The organism is Parageobacillus thermoglucosidasius (assembly GCF_001295365.1).
Classification (GTDB): domain Bacteria; phylum Bacillota; class Bacilli; order Bacillales; family Anoxybacillaceae; genus Parageobacillus; species Parageobacillus thermoglucosidasius.
In genome coordinates, this window is record NZ_CP012712.1 from 2,213,760 (window position 1) to 2,238,488 (window position 24,729).

The window sequence follows — 24,729 nt, forward strand, 5'->3', positions numbered from 1 at the left end:
CGCTTTATTTTAAAATAAAGGAGGAGAGCAAGTTGGTGATTTCGATTGACCATCTTATTTGGATGTATGAAACAATGTACAAAATCCGTTATTACGAGGATAAAATGGCAGAAGCTTATGCCGAAGGAAAAAACCCTGTCTTTAATATTGGCGCAGGACCTGTGCCGGGTGAAATGCACTTGGCAACAGGGCAGGAACCGGCTGCCGTCGGCATATGCGTTCATCTCAAGAAAGAAGACACGGTAACATCTCCGCATCGCCCGCACCATCATGCGATCGCAAAAGGGGTTGACCTGAACAGAATGACCGCCGAAATCTTTGGAAAAGTGACTGGACTTGGAAAAGGAAAAGGCGGGCATATGCACTTATTTGATCCAGATGTCAAATTTTCTTGCGGCGGAATTGTCGGAGCCGGCATACCCCATGCGCTTGGCGCAGCGCTCGCAGCAAAGAAAAAAGGAACCGATTGGGTGGCTGTCGCTTTTATCGGGGAAGGAGCGGCCAACCAAGGTGCTTTCCATGAATCTTTAAATATGGCGGCACTTTGGAACTTACCTTTGATTGTCGTGATTGAGAACAATCAATACGGAATTTCTGTCCCTAAATCGGCATCCACGTCCGTTCCGTCCAATGACATAAGAGCAGTCGCATATGGAATAAAAGGATATTATGTGAAAGATAATGACCCGATCGAAATGTACAATGTTTCCAAAGAAGCGGTGGAACGGGCGAGAAGGGGAGAAGGGCCATCCATCATTGAAATCGAAACTTACCGTTATTTAGGGCATTTCCAAGGAGATCCGGAAGTGTACCGCGATAAAAACGAAGTGACGTTGTTGAGGGAAAAAGACCCAATTGTCCGTATGCGCCAAATTTTAATAAAAGAACATGGAATAGAAGAACAGCGGCTGATTGCATTGGAAAATAAAGCGAAGCAGGAAGTCGACGCCGCTTATCAGTTTGCGCGCGAAAGCGATTATCCGGAACCGGCTGATGCGTTAAAAGATCTTTTTGTTTAAAACACGAGAGAAAGGGGTCATCGAAATGCAAAAAACAAAGCGTCGTTTATTAACAGGAAATAAAGCGATTGCCGAAGCGATCCGCCAAGAAATGGAACGAGATCCGAGCGTGTTTGTCATGGGAGAGGATGTCGGTGTATACGGAGGCATATTCGGGGCGACGGAAGGATTATTTCAACAATTCGGTCCTGAAAGGGTGATGGATACACCGATTTCCGAAACGGCATTTATTGGGGCGGCGATTGGCGCCGCTGCAGAAGGGATGCGGCCGATTGTTGAATTAATGTTCGTTGATTTCTTCGGCGTTTGCATGGACCAAATTTATAACCATATGGCCAAAATTCCATATATGTCGGGAGGACGGGTGAAGCTGCCGATCGTGTTAATGACCGCTGTTGGCGGGGGATACAGCGATGCCGCCCAGCATTCGCAAACATTATATGCCACTTTTGCCCATCTTCCGGGAATGAAAGTGGTAGCGCCATCCACTCCGTATGATTTGAAAGGAATGATGATTTCCGCCATCCGCGATGACAATCCAGTCGTCTTTATGTTTCATAAAACATTGCAAGGATTAGGCTGGATGGACCAACTGGACGCGTCCGTCGGACATGTTCCGGAAGAAGCATATACTGTGCCAATCGGCAAGGCGAAAGTGGTGAGAGAAGGGACGGATATTACGATTGTTGGCATCCAAATGACGACCCATCACGCTTTAGAAGCGGCGAAAAAGCTGGAACAGCACGGCGTGCAAGCAGAAGTCATCGATTTGCGTTCCCTCGTTCCTTTAGACCGCGAAACGATTCTTCAATCAATTAAAAAGACGCACCGTTTGCTTGTTGTCGATGAAGATTACTTATCATACGGCATGACGGCAGAAATCGCTGCGATTGCCGCTGAAGAAGGCTTATATGATTTGGATGCGCCTGTCAGAAGATTGGCCGTTCCGGATGTGCCAATTCCGTACAGCCGCCCGCTTGAACAATTTGTCTTGCCAAATGCCGACAAAATTTTTCACGAAGCAATGAAACTCGTCAACGAATAAAATCCATTTCCGACACAGGAGGTAGCCATGTTAATGGAAGTGAAATTGCCCCGACTATCCGATACGTATGATGAAAGTTTAATCACCTTCTGGCATGTTTCAGAAGGGGATGCCGTGGAAAAAGGCGATACGCTTGTGGAAGTGCAGACGGAAAAAGCCGTTTCAGAAATTGAGGCGCCGGAGTCAGGCATTGTCAAAGAAATCCGGAAAAAAAGAGGCGAAACCGCCGCGGTCGGGGAAGTATTAGCTGTTATTGAAACAGCCGCGGAAACGGCAGATTCCCCAGAGGAGCAGGAGAAAACAGAGCAGGAGATTCCTGAGGAAACAGCAGTTCAGGCTCAGGAAATTCCGGTTGAGAAAAAGGCGACGCCGCGTGTAAAAAAATTGGCCAAAGAACTTGGTGTGGACTGGCGCCTTGTCACCCCAACCGGGCCGGATGGCAAAGTCACGGAAGAAGATGTCCGAAATGCGGCAAAACAAAGTGAACACGAAAAACAGCCGAGCCGGTTTGTCAAAGCGGCGCCATCCGTGCGCAAATTTGCCCGCGAACACCATGTGAACCTTGATGAAGTGACCCCGACCGGGCCGAACGGAAGAATACTAAAAAGCGATGTCGAAGCAGTCATCGCCAAACGGAAATTAGCGCAAACAGAAGCGGAACAAAAAGCGGCAGCTGCCAAAGAAACAACACGGGATATCACGCAAAGCCAACGAAGAATCCCGCTTACCGGCATTCGAAAAGCGATAGCAAACGCCATGGTTCATTCGAAATCGGCAATCCCGCATGTAACTCATTTTGATGAGGCGAATGTAACAAAGCTTGTCTCCCATCGCCAAAGTGTGAAACCGTTTGCGGATGAAGAGGGAATTAAACTCACGTATTTAGCATATGCGGTCAAAGCGTTAACGGCGGTGCTGAAAAAATACCCGATGTTAAATGCCTCGTTGGATGAGGAACGAGAGGAAATTATTTTAAAGGATGAATACCATATCGGCTTTGCCGCTGATACGGATCGCGGCCTTGTTGTTCCGGTGATCAAACATGCGGATCAAAAATCGTTATTTCAAATCGCTAAAGAAATTCAAGAGCTTGCGGACAAAGCAAGAAATGGTTCCATCAAAGCGGATGAAATGACGGGATCCACGTGTACGATATCAAACATCGGATCAGCGAATGGTTCTTGGTTTACGCCGATCATCCACTATCCAGAATCATGTATTTTAGGGATCGGCAGAGTGGAGAAAAAACCTGTTGTCGTCGATGATTCGCTCGAAATCGCCCCGATGATGGCTTTATCGCTCAGCTATGATCACCGCTTGATCGACGGCGTTTTAGCGCAAAAAGCGTTAAATGAATTGAAAAAATATTTAAGCGAACCGGATTTGTTATTTGTCATATAAACACCGCTGTTGGGAAGATGGTTTTGCTGAAAAAGGGTGTTCCATCAATGTTGGAACACCCTCTTTTTGTTTTTCGCCTGGTGAAGCATTAGAATAATCGCTAAACGTAAGCCTATGACAGAAAGGCGTTAAACAATGTGATTGCCGGTTATTTGATTATATTAGAACAACTTATTTGGGAATTGCAATAGTTATTTTTTTAGTAAACGGTTACAAATAAAATTGTTGACATTTATTTTAATTTTTTCAGCGATATGTTGAAAAATAAATGAAAAAGACGTATGTTATATATCGCGGAGAATGTGAAAATCATCACAAAAATGGATGGAAGAGAAGGGATGAAGAAATGGAAGCAGTTCAAAAATGCAAAGAGTTAGCTTTAAAAAAGCGTTCTATTCTTGAGCGTTCTCTTATTCAATATATGGTGCGGGCTGCTTTGGCAGGGGTGTATATCGGATTTGCGCTTGTTCTGTGCTTCCGCGTAGGGGAATTTTTCCGTGAAGCGAATTCTCCGGCGACTTATTTGGTTAGCGGTATTTTTTTTGGAATCGCCTTAGTATTAATTATGTATGGTGAGGCTGAACTGTTTACCGGCAATACGATGTATTTTACAATTAGCACCTTGCAAAAAGAAACGTCGCTCAAAGATATGTTGCAAAATTGGCTTGCGTGCTACAGCGGCAACTTATTAGGCGCTGTGTTTTTTGCTTTTCTTATTTCGCAATCCGGCGTTTTTGATCATATTCCAAAAGAACATTTATTATTTGCTGTGACGGAGAAAAAAATGCATGCAACAATGATGCAGCTTTTTTTTAAAGGGATTCTCTGTAACTGGCTTGTTTGTTTAGCGATTTTTATTCCAATGCAGATGAAAGAGGATATGGCAAAAATATTTTCGATGATTCTTATTGTTTTTATCTTTTTTGCCTCTGGATATGAACACTCTATTGCCAATTTCGTCCTCTTTTCGATTGCATTAGCGGTTCCGCATCCAGAGACGATTAATTTAGCCGGCGTGGTGCATAACATTGTTCCTGTGACATTGGGCAATATTGTCGGCGGTGCTTTATTTATGGGAGCGTTGTATACGTATTTGGCATCGCGAAACGATGCCCAATTTTCCGAAAAACAATCTGTTGGCTATTTGTTTCATAATAAAAAGAAAATGCTGAATAAATGATGGAACGCATGCCCGGGATTTAGCCCTTTTATTTCCTGGCAAGATCTGTTATGAAACAGTTATTAATATTTCCCGTTGAAAAAAGGAATATGCATTGCGGCAAATCTTGATGATTGCAGAAAAATTTCTTTCCGTCCGGTGAAATGGAAGAACCAGCAGAAAACCAATCGTTTTTTGCTGGTTTTTTTTGCACAATTTTTCGGGATTTCATCTGCGTTGTCATTAAGTAAAATGTTTTCCATGCATGATCTTGCTTCTCTGACACACATTATAAATGTTCGGAAAAAGAACTTTTTTTCGGACGAACGGGAATTTGGAGAAGAGGAGTGTAGAGATCATGAATCGTTTGCGTCTGTTTTCTTTTGGACGTAATAGAGGAATGTGGGGCCAGCTGTCACGCTTAGCAGGACGCCGCCGAAACAACAACGCCATATGGACCATATTAAGTTTAGGATTGGGAATTGCCGCAACGGCCATTTTCGGCATGAGAAGAAGCGGCGCTCGGTATATGATGACAAAACCGATTCAGCGTGCGATGCGCAGCATCAACCAATTGATGAACCGGCAAACGAGAATGCCAAGCTTAGCGACGATGGAATTCTCCAACGAAATAACAGAAACGGCAAAAAACGCTTCCACTAACCAGCAGAAACAATAATTTGGCGCGGCCTGTCACCGCTATGTCTGTGCGTTTTTTATGTGTAGCCGTGCCATCCGACAGGAAAGACGTTTTCGTGCCGGGACACCGCTGAAATAGAACGCAACTAAACAAATTTATGGGAATAAAAGTAAAAATTAGAAAAATGATAGAAATCACGTAAGGAATAAACATAGATGGATTTTCGGAGTGCGTCCAAGCGGCGAATCCAGGATCAGATATGCACTCCGAAACCTTCTTTTGGATGTTGGATAAGAAAGCGAATATGGTTTCCATCGTTTTTGCTATTTTCTTCTTAAAAAATAAAGGGATATGCTTCTCTTCTGTTAAATGGACTGAATTTTGGAAATGAAGAAAAAGATGCGCAAGAGGACAAAGATTAGTCCCGCATCTTCACATTATTTGAATATTTTTTTTTAAATAATGAGAAAAATCCTAACTTGTTGGTCGTTAAATTTTCTGCGGCAGATTGGGATGTTTCGTTTTCTGGAGGCTTGTCGTGGATTTGGAAGGATCGGCTTGCCGGTTCTTCATGAAAGATTAGTTCTGCCGACTGAAGGGCGGCTGCTTGAATTTTTGGGCTAGGAGGGTTCTTTTTTGTCTGCACATTTTTTATCATAATGGAAGCATCAGCGTCTTTGCCAAGAGATAGCATGTTTGTTTTGCTGTTTTCTTCTGATTTATGATTTTCAGATTTTGTCATTTTAAGACTTTCATAGCCAAGTTTTTCTTCTTGGTGCATATCAGCATGATCTCCATGGACGATAGGAATTATATTTTCATGAATTTCTGTTTCCGTTTGTTCGGACGTGTTCTCATGTGCTTTCAATTGTCCGGATGGTTTTTCTTTCGCATGTTCCGATTGTTCCGCTGTCTCTGTTACTTTAGTGTCCAGCTCGGCCGTTGGTTCAGGCAGAGGAGGGACGGGGATCTGCGTGTCCGAAAGATCATTCGCGGTTGTGGATAGTGGCGTTAATGTTACTAGATTGGGGGATTTATCATCATCCTCTCCCGGCTGTTTATGGAGGAATGGTTGTTGGATGTTTTGGAGAGGCATAGTTTCAATCCGTACATTTTTTATCTGGTTGAATTTTTGGGGATATACGTTGAACATTTGCGGATAATTTTGCCCTTTCTTTCTGACCGGGGATACGATGATCGATTGCTGGGTTTCATCAATGAGTTCATGCAATTTGAGAAAACTGTTTGCAGGCAATGTTTCGGTTTCCGTATTTTTCTTTATCACTGGATTGGTTTGCAGAATTTCAATTTGGCTTTCTTCAACATGAGCAGTTTCATGTTGCGCTATTAATCGTTGTACTAATTGTGACAACATTTCTTTGATTTCGTTGATTTCTGCATTTGCCGATGAATCCTCTCGTTTTTGCTCCATTTTTTCCGTTAAATCGGAAAGTTGCTTCGATATTTTTTCTATTTCTTTCGCAAACAGGATGCTTTTTTCAAGAATAGATTCCATTTCAACTTGTTGATGCAAGACACGTTTTTGCAAAACCGCCAGATCCTTTTGTTTATCGCTGTCAAAATCTGATACGAGTTCTTCGATGGCATGGAATTTTTTTGTTAACGTGCGGACTTCTTTTTTCAAATCTTCTGTTTCCTGTTTTTGTGTTAAAAAAACTTTTTTCAGCTCTTCAAGCTCTTTGAAAATTTTATCACTGTTTTCTTTTAAAAACACATATTCTTTTTCCATCGTCTTGATCCTTTCTATCCAAGATGTGAATGATTGTAATTCTGATTGAAATGAAAGATACTCCTCCATAAGAGATCGTTGCGAAGAAAGTTCTCTTTCTAACGACCGTGTTTTTTCTTCCATCATCTCTTTTTCTTTTTCCAATTCCACTTGCCTTTGTTTTGAAACTGTAGCATTGTTTACTAAATATTTGATTTTTTCTTCAGTTGCTTCTACTTTTTTCTGAAAAACAAAATTTTCACTTCGTAACTTTTGGATTTCCTCACGCAATAAGCGATTTTTGTTTTTTGTCTCCTCTAATTCGGCTGAAAGGCGATGAATCTCACGATTTTGCGTTGAAATCATTTCTTCATAATGATGGCATTTCTCTTTCAGCTGGGTGTTTTCGGATGTTAATTGTTCCATTTGTTCTTTGAAATGGTTGAATTGTTGATCAGATTGAAATGAAGCAATCATTGTTTTATATTTTTCCAATTCCGATTTGAGATGGATAATTTTTTGCTCCAGCTGGATGTTTTTATGATCTTCGCTCACGACCTCACCACCTTTTTGGTGATTTTTAATAAAGAAAATGCCCATTCCTTAACAATTATATGCAAGATCCTCATAAAGATTGACAGAGAAGACCATTTGCGCATGCTGGGAAAATTGGGCGCTGGTACTATCACCCTTGTTAGCAAATTACATACTATAGAGTAGCCTGAAAAATGAATGAAAGGAAGGTTACTCAATGGCAATTAACTTAGAGCATTTTGACCAAAAATATAGTCCTGAGTGCATTCAAGTTTGCAAAGTATACGACTGGACAACAAACGTTGTGTCGCTCACACAAGATCTTACATTTACTTTCCCCACTGGTTCTCTTACTGGTGTCACCATTTCCCAAGTCAATTGTTCAGTAAGTCTTTTAGAATGTGTGGAAGATGGTCCGCGCCGTGATATCGAATGTATGGTAGGAGATCAACCCGTTACGTTGCAAGCTGTGACATTAAGCAAAACCATTCAAGTTATTTTAGAGGTAATTGGAACCAATACAGAGGGCGCACAAGTGACTGTATTAAGTACCCCAGTGATGATTACCACAAGTGAAGAAGTGATTCTTTGCGCACCAGAAGGCACAACAGTATGTTGCAATTCTACACAAAATGATTTTAACGTTTGCCGAGTAGGGGCGTTTACACAAAATGGAGATACCATTACTGCAACCATTTTACTAAGAATTTGTCAAAGTATTGTCGTCACATTTGAAGTCATTCTAGAAGTTGCAGCGCGCTTTTGCCAACCTCGCCCAGAAATTATTTGCGAGGAAGAATGCCCGGTGGATGTATTTCCGCCCCAATGTCCGTCGATATTTCCGGTTTAAACATAAGTTATTTAGCTTCCTGCCCATTTCAAAAAAGAGGGGATTCACTCCTCTTTTTTCCATACATATAAAGAAAAGGAGCATTTATTTTTACAAGGAGGTGCAAAACTGGTTACTAAAATCGTTGCTTGCCAGGATCGAGACGGAAAACCTCCGCCGGGCAGACGCTTGGCTGAACAGCGAACCGCCGGTTGTCTTTTGCAGCAATGTGTTTGCTTTGCGCTTTATCGATTTTAGTAACCGAGAGAAAAAATGACGGATTCCATTTTCGAAATAGAACATAAAATTCGCGCGTTAGAACGGGAAATACAAGAAATAAAAGAAAGATGGAAGGAAATAAAAAGTGTCAAAGAACAAGAAAGAAAGGGAGTCGATCATGCGAATATCAGCGCCATTGCCTATTTTACGTATTCGTTTTTATTGCCGAAAGGCGACGAGCAAAAGGGGGTTGTCATCGGCAGCTTTGTGATTCACAATATTGGTTCGGCTGCTCTTGAAACTCCCGTTATATGCTTGAAAGTGACGCCAAAAGAATGTGCGGTGTTATCCGCCAAGCTTGGAGAGGATGTCCAATATGACCGCCGCCTGAATCCATTGGTGATGGAACCGTGGCAATATATTGATGAAAATATGAAGAAAATGGTAGAGGAGAGAGGAGAATTTTGGATAAAGCCTGTCCGCGTTTCACAAATTGAACCTGGACAGAAATTGGCTTTTTCCAATTTCCAGCTTAAATTTGATATTAGCAGAGTGCAAACATCTTATAAAATGGAGGGGTTTTTTTATTGTAAACAGCTGCAAAACGGGATCCGGGCCTTGAACAATATTGTGATTCATGTGTGACTAAAATGATATATCGATGTTTCGTAATTAGGCTGACTCAATATCTATTCTCCCCTGCTTGAGTCAGCCTTTGTTTATTTATGTTTCTCGGATGACAAGGGCATTTAATGCGCGGGTTTCTGCCGTGATCGTCGTTACACCAGCTAAAATTCCTCCATTCGTTTCGATCACGATACGGTACACGTGTGTTCCAACACCTGGTGTGTCTACCCAAGTAAGATTCGGGAATAAAGAGGTGGTGGAAGCAGCACCTAAAATAGGGATTAATGGTTCAATGTCAAGCGATGCAAGTGGTGTAAACGCTCCTCCGTTTGTCGAACGTTCTAAACGATAAGTAATCCCTGTTACACCAATGCCAGCACCAAGTACGGCCACTGCGAGTGATAGTTCAACTACGGAATCTAATTTTACTTGATCTCCGCTAAGCGTAGTGATTGGTTCAAGAGTAAGCACGGGAGTAGTGGTAACGGTTCCTGCTACGATGGGAACGGGCAAATCGGTTGTTGATTGGGTAAAAAACAATTGTGGAAATAAGCCACCATTACATAAGCAAGCCATTGTATATCGCTTCCTTTCCGAATAATTTATGCTTTCGCATCTATTGTAGTAAATGATAAATATAAGAAGAATGTGTCGGATAAACGACCATTGTTTCACCTATTTTTGAATCCTGCAATAGTCAAGTCTTCTTTGGATTGTATTATTGGGAATGGTATGAAAAAGTTTTTATTCCTTTCATCAAAGTTAATTGGATAAAGAGGGATGTTAACACATTAGGAGGAAGCCGTTTTTCTAAATGTCCTTGATGATGCTTAGCAAATGCGTGACAAACAATTTATTTTTATAATGTTAACAACAGGAATATGATAGGATTGTAATAATCACTTTATTAGGAGGCGGTAAAATGAAGTTTTTGTACATTCTTTTAGCCTTGTTGGGCGGAATGATGGCGGGAATTCAGGCGCCTATCAACGGAAGCTTAGGGAAAAAAATCGGCAGCGTTGAAGGAGCATTTACTTCCTTTTTTGTCGGAACGCTTTTTTTAGCCTTTTTGGTCCTGTTTTTTGGAAAGGGGCAAATCACCCATGTGTTTCAAGTGCCGAAATGGAATTTGCTTGGCGGCTTGTTAGGGGCTTTTTTTGTGACGTTTGTCATTCTTTCTGTGCCGAACGTAGGGGCGGCTTTAACGATTTTCGCGGCAATTATTGGCCAAATCGCCATAAGTATTATCATTGATCATTTTGGTTTGTTTGGCGCACAAAAAATCCCAATGAATGTCAACCGTTTGCTGGGCTTGGTGTTTATGTTGGTTGCCCTGTTCTTTATTTACCGGGGCAGTGTTTCTTCGTCATAAAACAGAAGGGTTTTCGCGTGCATGATCGTATAGAAAATAATATGGTGTAAGGAAGGAATTAACATTGTAAGGTAGCGGAAGATCATTCAGAGTGGAAGAAAAAAAGCGGCGATCTTCTTAGGCCAAAGAGGGTGATGGTGCTGAATAACAGTTGGAATGCTTTTATTTACAAATGCTGGGCGCCTGTTTATGATTTCTTTTTCAATCGAGGTTTATTTTATTCAGCAAGAAAAAGGGTATTTGCGCAAGTGAATGTGGCAGAGGGAAGCAGGGTGCTTTTTGTCGGTGTGGGCACTGGGGCAGATTTAGCGTTTTTTCCGTTAGATCGGCTCAAGGTTGTTGCGGTGGATTACTCTATCGACATGCTGAAAAAAGCAAAAGGAAAATATCCCCATATTGAATTGATGCAAATGGATGCCCAATCTTTATCTTTTCCGGCTTGTTCGTTTGATCTGATTGTTGCGAGTTTAATTGTCAGTGTTGTGCCAAATCCGGAAAAAGCGATATTAGAGATGGCAAGGGTAGTAAAAAAAGGAGGAACCATCATTATATTCGACAAATTTGCGCCTAGACACCAAAAACTTTCCGTCGTAAAAAAAATCATTCGCCCTGTCATAAAGCTGTTGGGGACGGACATAGGCATTTCATTTGCAAAGGTTTATAAAGCAGTCAAACATGAATGCTGCGTCATTGAAGATTCCGATGTAATGATGCGCGGCATGTATCGAAAGATTGTATTGAAAAAAATCACCGGCTGTACATAGCAAAGGTTAAACTTATGCAATACAATAATGATAAGAGAGGGTTGGAGAAGCGGCCGCTAACATGAAATTGTGCGCCTGTTTCTGTCGTGGCTGCGCTTGCGCTTTGGTGCCTTCAGAAGTGGCGGTTCATGCATAAAGGCGGCCCTCGCTAAATTTGGAAAATAGCATGGAAAGGATTGCCGGTAAGAAAGTATTTTGTTGATGTATTTGCGAGAAAATGCAATTCGGCATTTTGGGAATTTCAGCAAAAGTAGCGGAGAGATTCAGAGATGGCCACTTTTTTAAATTGTGTATAAAATATTAAGAAAATAATTTTTGTTTTAAATAGAGTTACAATTTTCGATCCGCCGAGAATGTTTCCCGTATGAAGGAAGAAGAAAAAATGAAAGAATTATCGGCTGCGCACCCATCTGAAGTCCGGGAATATATGCGCAGAAATGAGTGGAGAAAGCCGGCATCCGGTTTTGCGAATGGCTTTACTCAAGCGAATTAAGTCATTTTAACATAATGGGTAGATATTGTTTGATTTTCTTTAAATAAAATGTAATAATTTTTGTTACAGAAGATGAGCTATCTATCGTTGCCCATCTTTTTTGTAATTTTTTATTAAACACTTTAAGTGGTGGTGAATTCGATGGATAGAGTAGAAGTTGGGGATTGGGTAAAAGGAAAAACCAGAAACGGTGAATTGATATACGGTTATATTGAAACAGCAAATCCGCTGCAAGAAACGGTCAAAATAAAAGTGATGGACTCTGATAATAAAGAAATCATTGGCAAGACTGTTGAAACGCTAAAGCATTGGGTGAAAAGACTCCCTATATCGACCTTTGAGGATGAGGAACAGATTAAAGCGTTAATTGATCTTGCTTTGCAAACTAAAGATGAAAGCTGGTTTATGGAACTGTCAACCAAATTAAAAGAGATAAAGCAAGTTGCGCAAGATGGTAAAAAAAAGAATGACAATCCCCCTTCTTTTAAAGCAGACAGGGAGCATACGGCATGAGAGGCTGAAGGCTGGAAAAGTCCATAGCGCCACGTAATTCAGCTAAACATGTGGAAGGCGGAAATGATCGGTGAACACTGAATGTTACTGTTGAAAATCTTTAGAGAATCACGTTTTGTTTGTGGCTTCCGCTGGCGCTGTCGATGGGACGAAACTTTCCGGCTCGATTTGAGGAAGGGGAACATCTCCGGCAGCTGCCGGAATTGAAAACGTTGCGGCGAAGGAACCGTCCGGGCGAAGGCAATTTGTCAATGGTTCCGCCCTGTTTGGGCAGCTGAAAAAGATCGGTTTGAATTTCAAGGTTGAGGAGAAGAAAGCGACGCTTACAGGAAGCTGCGCCGCTTCTTGCAAAGCATTCCGTGCCGCGGCATTTTGAAGCACACCGCACTGGATGGATTGGAAACTGGGTTCCATAACCATGCTGATTTTTTTCGAAAAATGCATATATGATTCTTTTCTGGCGATGAATGAAGGGGCTGAATCCCAAACGTTTGGGAGCAGCCCCTTATTTGTTTGGAAAACATCTTCGTGAGCTCTTTCGGTGCGAAGGGGGCGGCTAACTCTCTTTGGCACGAAATGGCGCATGTGGTGGCTTACTGTCAAACTTTTTTAGAAAAATATTCATATAACGTTCAAAAACAGAATGAGTCTATGCCCTTTTATTTTCTTACACTAAAATTTGTCGGCGTTGCATACGGTCATCAGGCTCAAAATTATCATTGTGATATATGTAACAAACAAAATATTTATTTCTTTATATAATTTTACAAAAAGGGTGTAGAACGATGAGCAATATGAAATGGTTTCCATCTCGGTTTAATGCAATTTCACAAACAGAAAGCGGGGAACTCATTCTTTACAATAGTTACACAGGCGCGATCGTTGTCGTAACGGCGGAAGAGAAAAAAGATGTGTTGCAAGCATTAAAGCGGAGCGGCATCGATCGAGAATTATCGCCTGTCGAAAAAACGCTTGCCGAATGCGGGTTTCTTGTTCCAGAGCATGCAAACGAGGAAAAGCGCGCCCAATTTTTGCATCAAACTTTACATCGAACGGATGCGATGCACCTGATTGTGCTTCCGACAGAAGCATGTAATTTTCGCTGTACATATTGTTATCAAGACTTTTCGCGTGGAAAGATGAGCCGCAATGTTGTGAATGGGTTAAAACATTTTTTGAAAAATAAAATTCCAAGACTGGAGCATCTTACTGTCAGCTGGTTTGGTGGAGAACCGTTATTAGCGTATGACGTTATCGAAGAATTAAGCGAGGCGATCGTTGAATGGACCGACCGTCATGGCGTAACCTATCAAGCGGAAATGTCGACGAACGGCTATTTTTTATCGAAACAAACATTGCAAAATTTATTGAAATATAAAGTGAACCGCTTCATGGTGACACTGGACGGAAGCAAAGACGTGCATGATGCGCGCCGGGCTCTTGCGAATCAAGGATCAACGTATGAGACGATCATCCATCATTTGCTTGATATACAGACATTAGATGATTCTTTTGAAATTTACATTCGCATTAATTTTGATGAAGACAATCTTGCCCACATTCCGCGCTTTTTAGAAGAGCTGGCCGGTTATTTTGCAGGAGACTCGCGCTTTCAAATTTTTTGTCGCCCTGTTGGCAAATGGGGCGGCGCGAACGATGAAAATTTGCCGATATGCGACCATCGCACCGCAGAGACAAAAATATGGGAGTTTACGGAATTTGGCATTCATCGTGGGTTAAATATGAGTTCGATCATTGAATCAATGTTAATGCCAACTGGGGCAGTTTGTTATGCAGCTAAGCCGCATTCGTTTGTCATTGGCGCCAATGGCCAACTGTATAAATGTACTTGTTTCCTTCATGAGGAATATAACCATGTTGGACGGCTTCATGACGATGGGACAATGGAAGTGGATTTCGATAAATTAGCCTTATGGGTCACGTCAGGAGAAGAACAAGATGGACATTGCCAAGCTTGCTTTTTCCGTCCGGCATGTCAAGGGAATCATTGCCCAATGTACCGCATACGTAAAAGTCAGCGTCCTTGCCCTTATGAAAAGCGAAAAATTAAACAAGTGTTGCGCTTAATTCATGCCCAACAATCAAAAACAAAGCAACAGTGACGCGCTGATTGGGGCCAAACGTTTTAATGATTGGCGAGAGCAACTAACAAAAACATTTCCCAACAATGGGAGGAGGTGAATGATATGCGGATTTTGCGTCCTGCTGTTTCTCCAGTCACAGCGTCTAACTCAGGCAGACTTTCTAAATCTGTTCCGGGCAATTTAAATTAGTATGGTTTTTATTTGCTTTCCCCAGAAAACGGGGGTGCCAATTTGTCTTTTTCCAAAAGGAGCGCGTATCATTTCTCTTTTGTTAAAAGGAAAGAGGGGCTGTTCCAAAACGTTCGGGAGCAGCCCCTTCATTATTTGCTGCAGCCTTTTACCATCGTTTAAGTATGAAGCGGACGATTCCTATTCCATCGATGAGAAGCGGGAAGGATTTCTTGGGGCTAAAAAATTCTCATTAGCACACTATTTTCTCATTAGCTCCTTCTGATCACCAAGATTGTGTAAGAACCACTTATAGATCCTTTTAAAAAATCATGCAATGGCAATACTAATGTTTTTATATTTTTAAATATTTTTTATATTGACTTAATTCAGAAAATTTTGTATAGTTCTATATAGAAACTGGAGTTTCTAATATGAACAAATAAAGGGGAGGTGGCCCGAATATACCGGTTGCAATATTTTTTTTTATGAAAAATGAAAACGTTTGCAGGTATGGGTGCTTAGATTTCAACATGAATGATGAGTTTTATCAGTAAAAGTGTTGAAATGACAACGGATTTTGCAAACCATTTTTAGGAGGGAGAACAATGGCTGTTACCCTGCAAAAAGGGGCGCAAAGGAAAGCGCTCAAATTAAGGGAGCTTGTAGAGCTCAGAGATAGGCTAACCGAGGAAACTGGGCATTACTACGGAATCAAGCAGCTTAAACTTAAAAATAGCGATCCGGTAAAATATGAGCGGTTTTATTCGAGAATACACGCAGCTGTTTTGGCGGCCCGGGAAGTAGCCAGATACGTCACGGCGTCGCCGGGGTCGCGAGAAATGGGAGAATCGCTATGGACACTTACAACCCCTGAGGGTGACACATTGGCGATTTCACTTGGTTTTTTCAGTCATCTTAACTCAAGCAGGGTCGCAATACGGTTTATGGCGGAAAATGACTATGATGAAAACCCTGGGATTAACGATGGCGATGTTTTTGTTACAGACGACGGAAAAACAGGCGGTGCTCCGCACCCGGGGGATACGTATACCTATGTTCCAATTGTAGTCGAGGGTGAAATCGTAGGCTGGGCCATGTCAGTCAACCATATCATGGAGGCCGGGGCTCCAGTTGCGGGAAGCTGGCCAGGTTTTGCAGTAGATACATTTATGGATGGTTTTGTCGTTCCGCCAATGAAAACTGGCGAAAACTTACGGCAGTTCACGTGGTGGGAACAACTCTGGAAACAACGAACTCGAGCAGGAACTTTAAATAACTTAGATGATAAGATGCGATTGGCCGGTTGTGCCATGATTCATAAAGCTGTTCATGAAATTATTGAAGAATTTGGGCTTGATTATTACAAACAGGCGATCCGTGAAATCATCGAGGAGAGTCGTTTGCAGATTTTGCAAAACATCCGCACACTGATGGTTCCAGGCCGGTACACAAGCGTTGCGTTCCGCGCAGTAAAATACAAGGGCCTCCAAAAGATTTGGGCTCATGCGGATAAAGATACGCTTATTCATATCCGGCAGCGGCTGGAAGTGGACGAAAAAGGCGGCGTAATGGCAGACTTTGCAGGCTCATCGAGATGGGATTACCATGCATTCAATGGTTATCCGGGTGGCGCAGATGTTGCATTTTATCTGGCAATGATTAATCAATTCGCCCATAATACTAAACCTACCGGAGCCATTGCTTACGTAGCTAAAGCACATTATCCTGAAGGATCAATTTATAATCCGGAAAATTCATTTGTCAGCTTTTCAAATATTTGGGCACAGGCCATGGCGATGAACGCATTAGGATTTAACGCGGTTAACCGTGCCTTGTTCGCACGCGGCTATCTGGAAGAGGCGTTTACAGCCGACGGCAACTGGGAAGGCATTCAGGGGGCTGGTGTCCTTGAAGATGGCACCCCTTACGGATTTACAAACTTTGAATCCGTCGGAGGCGCAGCGATGGGTGCTTTCTGCTTCCGGGACGGCCAGCCGGTTGCTTGGGCGGAATGGACGCAGCTGCCAAACATCGGAAATGCAGAAGAATTTGAATATTTAATTCCGCCTTTTTATTACATTGGACGAAAATTGTTGCCGGGCTTTTGCGGACACGGCAAATACAGGGGAGGCATTGGCGATTCTTCGGTGCATTGGATAAAGAATCCTGGAAAGCAACTCGGCATCAGCCGAGGAGGGTCACAGGTCGCAGCCACGACGTTTGTCGCACTTGGCATGAATGGCGGTTATCCGGCTCCAAGTGCTTTTCATGTCTCGGCCCGCGGGACAAATACAAACGATTTAATCAAACAGGGGATTGCTCTTCCGAGAGACGCGTCAGAAGTGCTTGAATATGCGGCAAAAGGCGTATTGAAGGCCGAAAATTTGGATGTATGGAAATTTGATATGCCGGAACAAAGTTTCCAAGATGGGGATCTGTTAGCTGATGCCGCTGGGGCATCCGGGGGATGGGGAGATCCAATCGAGCGCGATCCTCGTTCCGTATTAGAAGATGTAGTATATGGCTGGGTCGATCGGGAATTCGCTCAGGGATTGTACGGCGTTGTCTTGAAAGAAAATGCCTCGGATTCACTTGAAGTGGATGAAGAAGCAACGCAAAACCTCCGCCGGAAAATGCGTGAAGAAAGACGGCAATTTGCAAAACCGGCCTTTGAATGGTGGCAAGAAGAACGAAAGCGGGTCGCGAACGGAGACTTTATTGATGCTGTTCGTAATATGTACGAAAGTTCAATAAGTTTCCAAAGTTTCCGGGATGAAATGATTAATTTCTGGCAATTGCCAAATGACTTTTCTTGGTGAGGAGTGATCTTCGAATGTCTGCGTCCATTGATAAGGACCTAATTCGTCAACTGTTGGACGGCACGATCAGCGACGAAGACGTACAACGGCTGCAAAGAATGCCAAACAAGGATGCCGACCGGTTTTGGACCTATTTGGAAGTTTTGCAAGAGCGTGTTCCTTGGGATGACAAGATTCTCATGCGGTTAAACGATCATCTCTATATTGTAAGAGACAAATCGGGAAACCGGATTGTAAAGTGTGACTGCGGGCATGAATTTGGCGATTATCGTATCAACTGGAAACTGAAAAGCCTTGTTCGGGTGCGTAAGACCCTTGATGAATTCAAGCAGGTATATTTCCCTGAACCGGCTTGCCCGGAGCCTGGTTGGCAAGAAATTCGAGAATTTTTCTGTCCTAATTGTGTGGCTCAATTAGCCGTGGAAGTCGTACCTCCAGGATACCCGGTTGTGTTCGAAATGCTTCCGGATTTAGACAGATTCTACAGAGAATTTTTAGGCAAACCGCTCGAAGATGAGTCTCCGAATTGGTTTGAGGATCGATCTCAAGAACTTTTAGAAGAATGGGGACAAAAAGTTAAGTAGATAAAGAGGAGGTAGACGATCGTGAAGGTTGAAGAGATTGATCAAGGTTACATTTTAGCCCTCGATGCGGGAGGGACAATGACCGACACCATCTTAGTAACACCGGATGGATCCTTTACAGTCGGGAAATCCCTAACGAATCGGGAAGATGAGAAATCGAGCTATTTAGAGTCTGTTGGGGACGCGGCAAGCTATCTTGGGTTAACTTCTTCCGATGTTCATAGCCGGACTTCTGTGTCCATTTATGCAGGTACTGGCATGCTGAATACTATTATAACAGGCACAGGAGCTAATGTTGGCCTGCTTGTAACCAGAGGGTTCGAACATATCACAGTGATAGAAGGCGGCCTGACTTGGCTTGGGGAGAGTCAAGCGGAGATTTTGCACTCACAATTGCGCCGTCATACGGCTCCATTGGTTGACAGCCGAAATGTCATTGGGGTAAGTGAGCGGATCGCTGGTCCTACCTATCTCACAGCAGAAGCCAAGTCAGGGGAAGTATTGATTCCTCTTAATGAGAAGGAAGTAGAAGAGGCTGTCAAAACGCTCCTTAAAAACAAAGTCGAAGTTATTGGGATTATGTTTTTGAATTCTTATGTTGATCCTAGACATGAACTCAAAGCTAAGGAAATTGCCGAACGAGTGATTCAAGAGCACGGTGCTGACGTGCCGGTCGTTTGCTCTGCGGAAGTGGCCCCTGTCATGAAAGAAAACAATCGCGTCAAAAGCTTGCTGTTCCAGGCATACGCAGCGGAGAAAACCCGAGACCAACTAAGACAAGTAGAGCAATCCGCCCAAAAAGAAGGGTATAAGGCATCCTTGCAAACGCTTCTCTCTTACGGTGGTGCCGTAACCATTCACTATTCGCGTCTGTACGAAACTGTACTTTCCGGTCCAATCGGGGGTCTTACTGGTGCACAGCAGGTTGCAAAGATTACAGGCCGGAAAAATATCGTAACTGCGGATCTTGGCGGCACTAGTTTTGACGTAGGATTGGTTGTGGACGGCCTGATCGGTATCCGCAAAGATGCTGATTTTGCGCGGCATCGCTTAGCATTGCCAATGGTTGCATTAGATTCTGTCGGTTCCGGAGCGGGATCGGTCGTTCGTGTTGACGAATATCGCCGGATGCATATTGGACCGAAAAGCGCTGGGTATCGCGTTGGACTTTGCTATCAGTATCCTGAGTTAACCATTACTGATATCAACGTCGCGCTTGGTTATGTTGATCCTAATTATTTCTTGGGCGGCAAGGTCAAATTGGATCGGGAAAAAGCGCTTGCCGGCCTGGAAGAGCGTGTAGCCAAACCTCTCGGATTGGATGTCTTCGCAGCAGGTGAAGGGGTTCTTGATGTATTCCACACCCAGATGAAAGATTTGATTCGCGTTACACTGCAGTCGCGCGGTTACAACCCATCTGAGTTTACGCTTCTCTGTTATGGCGGCGCTGGTCCGGTTCATATGTGGGGGTATAGCGAAGGGACGGGTGTTGGCAATGTCATGACCTTGCCGTTTGCAGCTGCATTCTCGGCCTTTGGAGCAGCTTGCTCTGAATACACCCATCGTTATGACAAGAGCTTGGTGGTTCTCCTTCCTCATTCGCTTAGCGCGGAAGAAAAACAACGGGCTGCTGAAACGATTAACTCTGCTTGGCGCAATCTTGAGGAAATCGCTGTTCGTGAAATGGCGAATGAAGGGATCAACCCTTCGCACATTACGTTTAGATATGGGATTTATGCCAGATATATCGGCCAGCTTGAAAGCTTTGACACTCCTTTAACATTTGGTCATGTCCATACCGCAGATGATATTGATCGGTTAACGGAAGCTTTTGAAAATGTTTATACGAAAATTTACCCTGAGGGAGCTCGATTCCCAGAAGCTGGATATGCCATTACGGAGGTTTACGTTCAAGCGGTAGCCCCAAAACCGGTTCCGGTGATTCGCGAGTACGATCTGGAAGGCGTTAAGCCTGCTGATTCCGCCTATATTTCTACTCGTGAAGTTTACCATAAGGGTAAATGGGAATTGTTCACTGTATGGGAAATGAGTGAGTTGCGCGCAGGAAATGTCGTGAAGGGGCCGGCTATTATCCAAGATCCTATGACGACTGTGGTGATCCCACCTGGTAAAGAGGTAGCCTTGGATCAATTTCGTTTCCTGCACTATCGAGACGCTAGATAACTAGTAAAATGGAGGAAAGTGAGTGAAGAGCATGTTTCAGTTTAATAACAAAGTGGCACTTGTTGTAGGAGGTACAGGCGGGATTGGGCAGCATATTGTCCGTGGGTTGGTAGCAGGTGGAGCGAAGGTAGCGTTCAGCTACCGCTCCAATGCTGCTGTCGCGGAACAACTGGTTTCCGAACTCGCAAAGCAAGAGAAAAATTGTATTGCCTTGCAAGGTGACATTCGGGACATTTCATCAACACGAAAATTGGTTCAAGCGACAGTGCAAGAATTTGGAGGAATTGATATCCTCATTAATACCGCAGGTTGGCACACGATGTGCCCGTTTCTGGAAGAAACTTCCGAAAATATTGAGGCGGTGATTGACGTTGAATTTCGAGGTGTAATTTATCTTGTGCGAGCCGCTTTGCCTTCTTTGCTTCAGAGACATGGCAAAATCGTATTTGTAGGTTCTGACTCCGGAAAGGTGGGCAACACTGGCATGGCCGTGTCTGCTGGATGCCGGGGAGCGATCAACGCTTTTGCGAAATCACTGGCTCGAGAATACGCGCGGGATGGAGTATTAGTGAACGTTGTTGCTCCGGGGCCGACAGATGATGAGTTATGGAAGCATTTTAAAACCCAAAGCGAATGGGCGTCTAAAATTGCTACAGCGATGGAACGGGCTATTCCGCTTCGCAGGCTTCCTCGCCCTGAAGAAGTTGCTGCGGTTGCTTTATTTCTTTCGTCAGATGCAAACACGGTGATAACGGGCCAAGTGGTAAGTGCTTCCGGTGGCTTGACAATGTGCTGAGTGAAGGGGGAGAGAATGATGGAGTTTGGCGACATTTTATTTGAAAAGGAAAGTGGTATTGCTACTATTACGATTAATAGACCGAAAGTTTTGAATGCATTTAGACGTCAAACTTTGGAAGAAATGATTAAGGCGTTCGAAGATGCCGGCCAAGATCCAGAGATTGGGGTTATCTTATTGACGGGCGCTGGTGATAGGGCTTTTTGTGTAGGGGGAGATGTGAAAGAATGGGGGCCATCAGGATATGATAGCTCCTCTTGGATCGATATCGGGCTTCCTGTTGTCCGGCTTCATGAGGTGATTCGTAGTGTCCCTAAACCAGTCATTGCCGTCGTCAATGGGTATGCGATAGGCGGCGGTCATGTGCTTCAGGTTGTTTGTGATCTGGCCATTGCTTCCCAAAATGCCGTTTTTGGTCAGGCCGGCCCAAGAGTAGGAAGTTTTGACGCAGGTTTTGGCACAGCGTATCTTGCCCGACTCGTAGGAGAGCGTAAGGCTAGGGAAATTTGGATGTTGTGCCGGCAGTATTCGGCAGATGAAGCACTAAATATGGGGCTGATTAACAAGGTTGTTGAGCCTTCCGGATTAATGGAGGAAGCTCGAAAATGGGCAAATGAAATTCTTAGATTGAGTCCAAGTGCTTTAAAGATGATTAAGGCTTCTTTTAATGCGGATACCGACCACATTCATGGTCTTACGCAGCTGGCTTTTGGCGCCTTGAATTTCTTCTATGGAACACCTGAGTCAATAGAAGGACATCGGGCTTTTATAGAGAAGAGAACTCCTAACTTTTCGGAGTTCCGTGTCAGAGGTGAGAGCTCTTGAACATCATAAAGGAAGATCCAATTTGGTTTCCTTCCGAAAATTATATTGCTGGTTCTCATTTGCAACGATTGATTCATCGGCTTGGGTTAAACAACTATGATGAATTATATGAATATAGCGTATTGCATACCGATAAATTTTGGAAAGCAACGTTGGATGATCTAGGCATTGAATGGTTTGCGCCGTATGAAAAGTTTGTCGATCTATCGGCAGGACCGCAGTGGCCAAAGTGGTTTGTTGGCGGAAAAATTAACCTTGTTCACAATGCTTTAACGCGTCCTTTGAAACTGGGACGCGGGGAGCAAACAGCGATAATATGGGAAGACGAATCAGGGATTCGCGAGTCTTTCACTTATAAAGAACTTGATGAACAGACATGCCGTGTCGCAAACGGGTTGCTGGAACTTGGGTTTCGCCGGGGAGACACAATAGGTCTATTCGTTCCGATGATTCCTGAAGCAGCCATCTTTTTCCTTGCAGCAATTCGTTTGGGGGGGATTGTAGTACCTATTTTTTCTGGATACGGAGCGGATGCTGTCGCTACTCGTTTAAATGATGCGAAGGCTCGCTTTTTGTTGACAGCAGATGGATTTACAAGGCGGGGTAAGGTAGTGCCGTTGAAGCGTACAGCTGACGAAGCTGTGGAAAAATGTCCAACTGTCGAACGTGTCATTATGGTTGAACATCTCAATAATGTTTCCAAAGCAGATCTTATGGAGAAAGATATTATTTGGAAAGATCTTACTGAAGGAAAAGCAACCACAGCGCCTATAGAAGCCATGGATGCCAACGATCCTTTTATGATTATTTATACATCCGGAACTACTGGCAAACCTAAGGGAGCCGTGCATACCCAAGGCGGTTTCCCGCTAAAGACCGTGCAAGATATGGCTCATGTTTTCGATCTAAGAGCCGGTGAGGTGCTATTTTGGTTGACGGATTTAGGATGGATGGTTGGGCCAGCGGTGATCATTGGTGCGCTAACGCTTGGAGCAACCCTAGTATTATACACGGGTGCCCCGGACTACCCTGACCCTGGACGAATTTGGAGTATTGTGGAAAGAAATAAAGTAACACATTTGGGACTTGCTCCGACCCTCATTCGTTCATTGCGTTCATTTGGTGAAGGACCAATCCGGAAACGAAATCTCGACACGTTGAGAGTGCTGATTTCCACAGGTGAAGCTTGGGATCTGGAATCTTATCTCTGGTATTTTCATGAAGTTGGCAAAGGAAAATTGCCGATTTCAAACTATTCGGGGGGAACGGAAGTATCTGGAGGCATTCTTGGATGTGTCACTCACCGTCCGATTAAGCCGGCAGGATTTAACACGACTGTTCCAGGAATACAAGCTGCTGTTCTCGATGACCAAGGACAATCTGTGATTGGCCAAGTAGGCGAATTGGCTGTTTTACGTCCTTTTGTTGGAATGACAAATGGTTTTTGGAATGACAAAGAACGATATTTGGATTCGTATTGGTCGAAGTTTGAAAATGTGTGGGTCCACGGAGATTGGGCCGTTCAGGACTCAGAGAATCATTGGTTTCTCTTTGGTCGCTCTGATGATGTGATAAAGGTAGCCGGTAAAAGAGTTGGACCAGCGGAAATTGAGGCTGCCGCTAGTCAACATCCAGCTGTCTTACAAGCTGCTGCAGTAGGTGTTTCTCATCCAGTCAAAGGGGAAGAGGTTGTGCTATTTATAATTCTGCACCCTAATTTCGCTCCAAATGAGGGACTCGCTGAAGACATTAAAGAGCTGGTAACAAGCGCACTAGGAAAATCATTAAGACCAAGCCGCATTTACTTTGTGAATGATCTGCCGCGCACGCGTAATGGAAAGGTAATGCGCCGCGTTATCCGGGCCGTGTATCAAGGCCAAAACCCAGGAGATCTTTCTGCTCTGGAGAATCCAGACATCATTGAGATGATACAAAATTCGACTAAAACACAAAATGGGTAAAAGATATGAGCAAAAGGAGAGAGGGAACATCAAAAAGAAGAGAGAAAACATGATTGCGAAGGATGATAAGTACATTATTCAATCTGTAAAACAGGCCGGAGAAATACTACATTTGTTGAGCCGTACACAGCATCGGAATAAAAAATTTGGTGAAATCATGGAATTGTTGAAAATTCCGCGAACAACGACAATGCGCTTGTTGAAAACACTGATTTCACTTGGCATGGTTCATTACAACGAACGAACACAAACATATAGTCTTGGGCCTTACCTAGTTATTCTTGGTTCCAGAGCGGCAGAATTTCTTGATTATCTCGGAGTTGTGAAGAAGTATTTGACTCAAATAGAGCAAAAGACTGGACTAACTACGGTAGTAGCACAGCGTATCCAGCAAGATCGGTTAACCTACTTATTAAAAGAAGAAAGCAGGAGCCAAATACATGTTACGGTATCTTTAGGACAGCAATTTCCTATTGACCGTGGGTCCTTTGGCAAAGTGTTTTGTGCGTATCTAGATGATGACGAATTGAAAAAGGTAGCTTCCGCCCGATACAATCAAGAATTTTTAGCAGAATTGGCGGAGATTCGCCGATTAGGATACGCGACCAGTATAGGAGAACAAGTGGAAGGAATTAGTGGGGTTGCTGCCCCTATATTCGGACCGAACAGTCAAGTATTTCTTGCCGTTGCTTGTATCGGTATTTCGGAGCAACTTCCTTATTCCAAAATGGCTATGTATGGAGAATTTTTACGAGATATGGGAATTCTCATTACTCAGGAAATCGGGGGCGTCATCCCCAACAACTAAAACCATACGATGAAAGATACAGACTGTTTCTATCATTATTTAGCCGCTCCTAATTGAGCGACTTTTTTTCATAGATTGGTTGGATATTGGTTTATGTTGATATGCTGGATAAAAGCGGTGGGTGTTGGTAGC

At 43.4% G+C, this 24,729-nt stretch carries 21 protein-coding genes; 18 read left to right on the forward strand and 3 right to left on the reverse strand.

Annotated features, from left to right (window positions below; all coding sequences use genetic code 11):
- The first annotated feature begins 32 nt into the window (after window positions 1-32).
- The 5 genes from AOT13_RS10935 (at window position 33) to AOT13_RS10960 (ending at window position 5,303) form a co-directional block, all read left to right on the forward strand.
- Window positions 33-1,019: a thiamine pyrophosphate-dependent dehydrogenase E1 component subunit alpha gene (locus AOT13_RS10935; RefSeq protein WP_003251140.1), complete on the forward strand. Its 987-nt coding sequence runs from the start codon at window positions 33-35 to the stop codon at window positions 1,017-1,019.
- A 25-nt stretch (window positions 1,020-1,044) separates the two neighbouring features.
- Entirely contained in the window at window positions 1,045-2,064 is a 1,020-nt protein-coding gene (locus tag AOT13_RS10940) for an alpha-ketoacid dehydrogenase subunit beta (RefSeq protein WP_003251137.1), read from the forward strand.
- Window positions 2,065-2,091: 27 nt separating this feature from the next.
- A complete protein-coding gene (locus tag AOT13_RS10945) occupies window positions 2,092-3,465 on the forward strand; it encodes a 2-oxo acid dehydrogenase subunit E2 (protein WP_013401047.1) in 1,374 nt (457 codons plus the stop codon).
- 346 nt (window positions 3,466-3,811) lie between these two features.
- Window positions 3,812-4,645 carry a formate/nitrite transporter family protein gene (locus AOT13_RS10950; protein WP_003251134.1) on the forward strand — a complete coding sequence of 278 codons (834 nt, stop codon included), beginning with the start codon at window positions 3,812-3,814 and terminating at the stop codon, window positions 4,643-4,645.
- A 337-nt stretch (window positions 4,646-4,982) separates the two neighbouring features.
- The gene (locus AOT13_RS10960) at window positions 4,983-5,303 is read left to right on the forward strand and encodes a hypothetical protein (protein WP_003251132.1); all 321 of its coding nucleotides are present in this window, start codon (window positions 4,983-4,985) and stop codon (window positions 5,301-5,303) included.
- Between the two features lie 379 nt (window positions 5,304-5,682).
- On the opposite strand, the gene AOT13_RS10965 is transcribed toward AOT13_RS10960, so the two are convergent.
- A complete protein-coding gene (locus AOT13_RS10965; protein ID WP_230457038.1) occupies window positions 5,683-7,488 on the reverse strand; it encodes a coiled-coil domain-containing protein in 1,806 nt (601 codons plus the stop codon).
- Between the two features lie 256 nt (window positions 7,489-7,744).
- On the opposite strand from AOT13_RS10965, the gene AOT13_RS10975 reads away from it, so the two are divergent.
- Together AOT13_RS10975 and AOT13_RS10980 are read left to right on the forward strand one after the other, a co-directional pair.
- Entirely contained in the window at window positions 7,745-8,377 is a 633-nt protein-coding gene (locus tag AOT13_RS10975) for a BMQ_0737 family morphogenetic spore coat protein (protein ID WP_003251129.1), read from the forward strand.
- Between the two features lie 252 nt (window positions 8,378-8,629).
- Complete coding sequence (locus tag AOT13_RS10980; protein WP_003251127.1) at window positions 8,630-9,220, forward strand: hypothetical protein; 591 nt, start codon at window positions 8,630-8,632, stop codon at window positions 9,218-9,220.
- 78 nt (window positions 9,221-9,298) lie between these two features.
- Here the strand turns inward: AOT13_RS10980 and AOT13_RS10985 are convergent, their stop codons facing one another.
- Window positions 9,299-9,778: a hypothetical protein gene (locus tag AOT13_RS10985; protein ID WP_003251125.1), complete on the reverse strand. Its 480-nt coding sequence runs from the start codon at window positions 9,776-9,778 to the stop codon at window positions 9,299-9,301.
- Window positions 9,779-10,124: 346 nt separating this feature from the next.
- Here AOT13_RS10985 and AOT13_RS10990 point away from each other — a divergent pair, with 346 nt between their 5' ends.
- The 3 genes from AOT13_RS10990 (at window position 10,125) to AOT13_RS11000 (ending at window position 12,344) form a co-directional block, all read left to right on the forward strand.
- Window positions 10,125-10,574 (forward strand): DMT family transporter, encoded by a 450-nt coding sequence (locus AOT13_RS10990; protein WP_003251123.1) that lies wholly within the window; start codon window positions 10,125-10,127, stop codon window positions 10,572-10,574.
- A 140-nt stretch (window positions 10,575-10,714) separates the two neighbouring features.
- On the forward strand, window positions 10,715-11,338 hold the full coding sequence (locus tag AOT13_RS10995; protein WP_041269479.1) for a class I SAM-dependent methyltransferase: 624 nt from the start codon (window positions 10,715-10,717) through the stop codon (window positions 11,336-11,338).
- Between the two features lie 634 nt (window positions 11,339-11,972).
- Window positions 11,973-12,344, forward strand: a complete 372-nt coding sequence (locus AOT13_RS11000; RefSeq protein ID WP_003251116.1) for an IDEAL domain-containing protein — start codon at window positions 11,973-11,975, stop codon at window positions 12,342-12,344.
- A gap of 108 nt (window positions 12,345-12,452) precedes the next feature.
- On the opposite strand, the gene AOT13_RS11005 is transcribed toward AOT13_RS11000, so the two are convergent.
- Entirely contained in the window at window positions 12,453-12,788 is a 336-nt protein-coding gene (locus AOT13_RS11005) for a hypothetical protein (protein ID WP_042385538.1), read from the reverse strand.
- 341 nt (window positions 12,789-13,129) lie between these two features.
- Between AOT13_RS11005 and AOT13_RS11015 the strand changes: the two genes are divergently transcribed.
- The 8 genes from AOT13_RS11015 to AOT13_RS11050 all read left to right on the forward strand — a co-directional run bounded on the left by AOT13_RS11015 (window position 13,130) and on the right by AOT13_RS11050 (window position 24,597).
- On the forward strand, window positions 13,130-14,467 hold the full coding sequence (locus AOT13_RS11015) for a radical SAM/SPASM domain-containing protein (RefSeq protein WP_013401044.1): 1,338 nt from the start codon (window positions 13,130-13,132) through the stop codon (window positions 14,465-14,467).
- A 758-nt stretch (window positions 14,468-15,225) separates the two neighbouring features.
- Window positions 15,226-17,439, forward strand: coding sequence for a hydantoinase B/oxoprolinase family protein (locus AOT13_RS11020; RefSeq protein ID WP_042385533.1), 2,214 nt, complete (start codon window positions 15,226-15,228; stop codon window positions 17,437-17,439).
- A 14-nt stretch (window positions 17,440-17,453) separates the two neighbouring features.
- The gene (locus AOT13_RS11025; protein WP_003251107.1) at window positions 17,454-18,023 is read left to right on the forward strand and encodes an acetone carboxylase subunit gamma; all 570 of its coding nucleotides are present in this window, start codon (window positions 17,454-17,456) and stop codon (window positions 18,021-18,023) included.
- Window positions 18,024-18,044: 21 nt separating this feature from the next.
- Complete coding sequence (locus AOT13_RS11030; protein ID WP_013401042.1) at window positions 18,045-20,207, forward strand: hydantoinase/oxoprolinase family protein; 2,163 nt, start codon at window positions 18,045-18,047, stop codon at window positions 20,205-20,207.
- Between the two features lie 31 nt (window positions 20,208-20,238).
- Window positions 20,239-21,003: an SDR family NAD(P)-dependent oxidoreductase gene (locus AOT13_RS11035; protein ID WP_232511596.1), complete on the forward strand. Its 765-nt coding sequence runs from the start codon at window positions 20,239-20,241 to the stop codon at window positions 21,001-21,003.
- A 15-nt stretch (window positions 21,004-21,018) separates the two neighbouring features.
- A complete protein-coding gene (menB, locus tag AOT13_RS11040; RefSeq protein WP_013401040.1) occupies window positions 21,019-21,828 on the forward strand; it encodes a 1,4-dihydroxy-2-naphthoyl-CoA synthase in 810 nt (269 codons plus the stop codon).
- Complete coding sequence (locus AOT13_RS11045; protein ID WP_013401039.1) at window positions 21,825-23,789, forward strand: AMP-binding protein; 1,965 nt, start codon at window positions 21,825-21,827, stop codon at window positions 23,787-23,789. The genes menB and AOT13_RS11045 overlap by 4 nt, the downstream gene beginning before the upstream one ends.
- 49 nt (window positions 23,790-23,838) lie before the next feature.
- Window positions 23,839-24,597, forward strand: a complete 759-nt coding sequence (locus AOT13_RS11050; protein ID WP_013401038.1) for an IclR family transcriptional regulator — start codon at window positions 23,839-23,841, stop codon at window positions 24,595-24,597.
- Window positions 24,598-24,729: the final 132 nt, after the last annotated feature.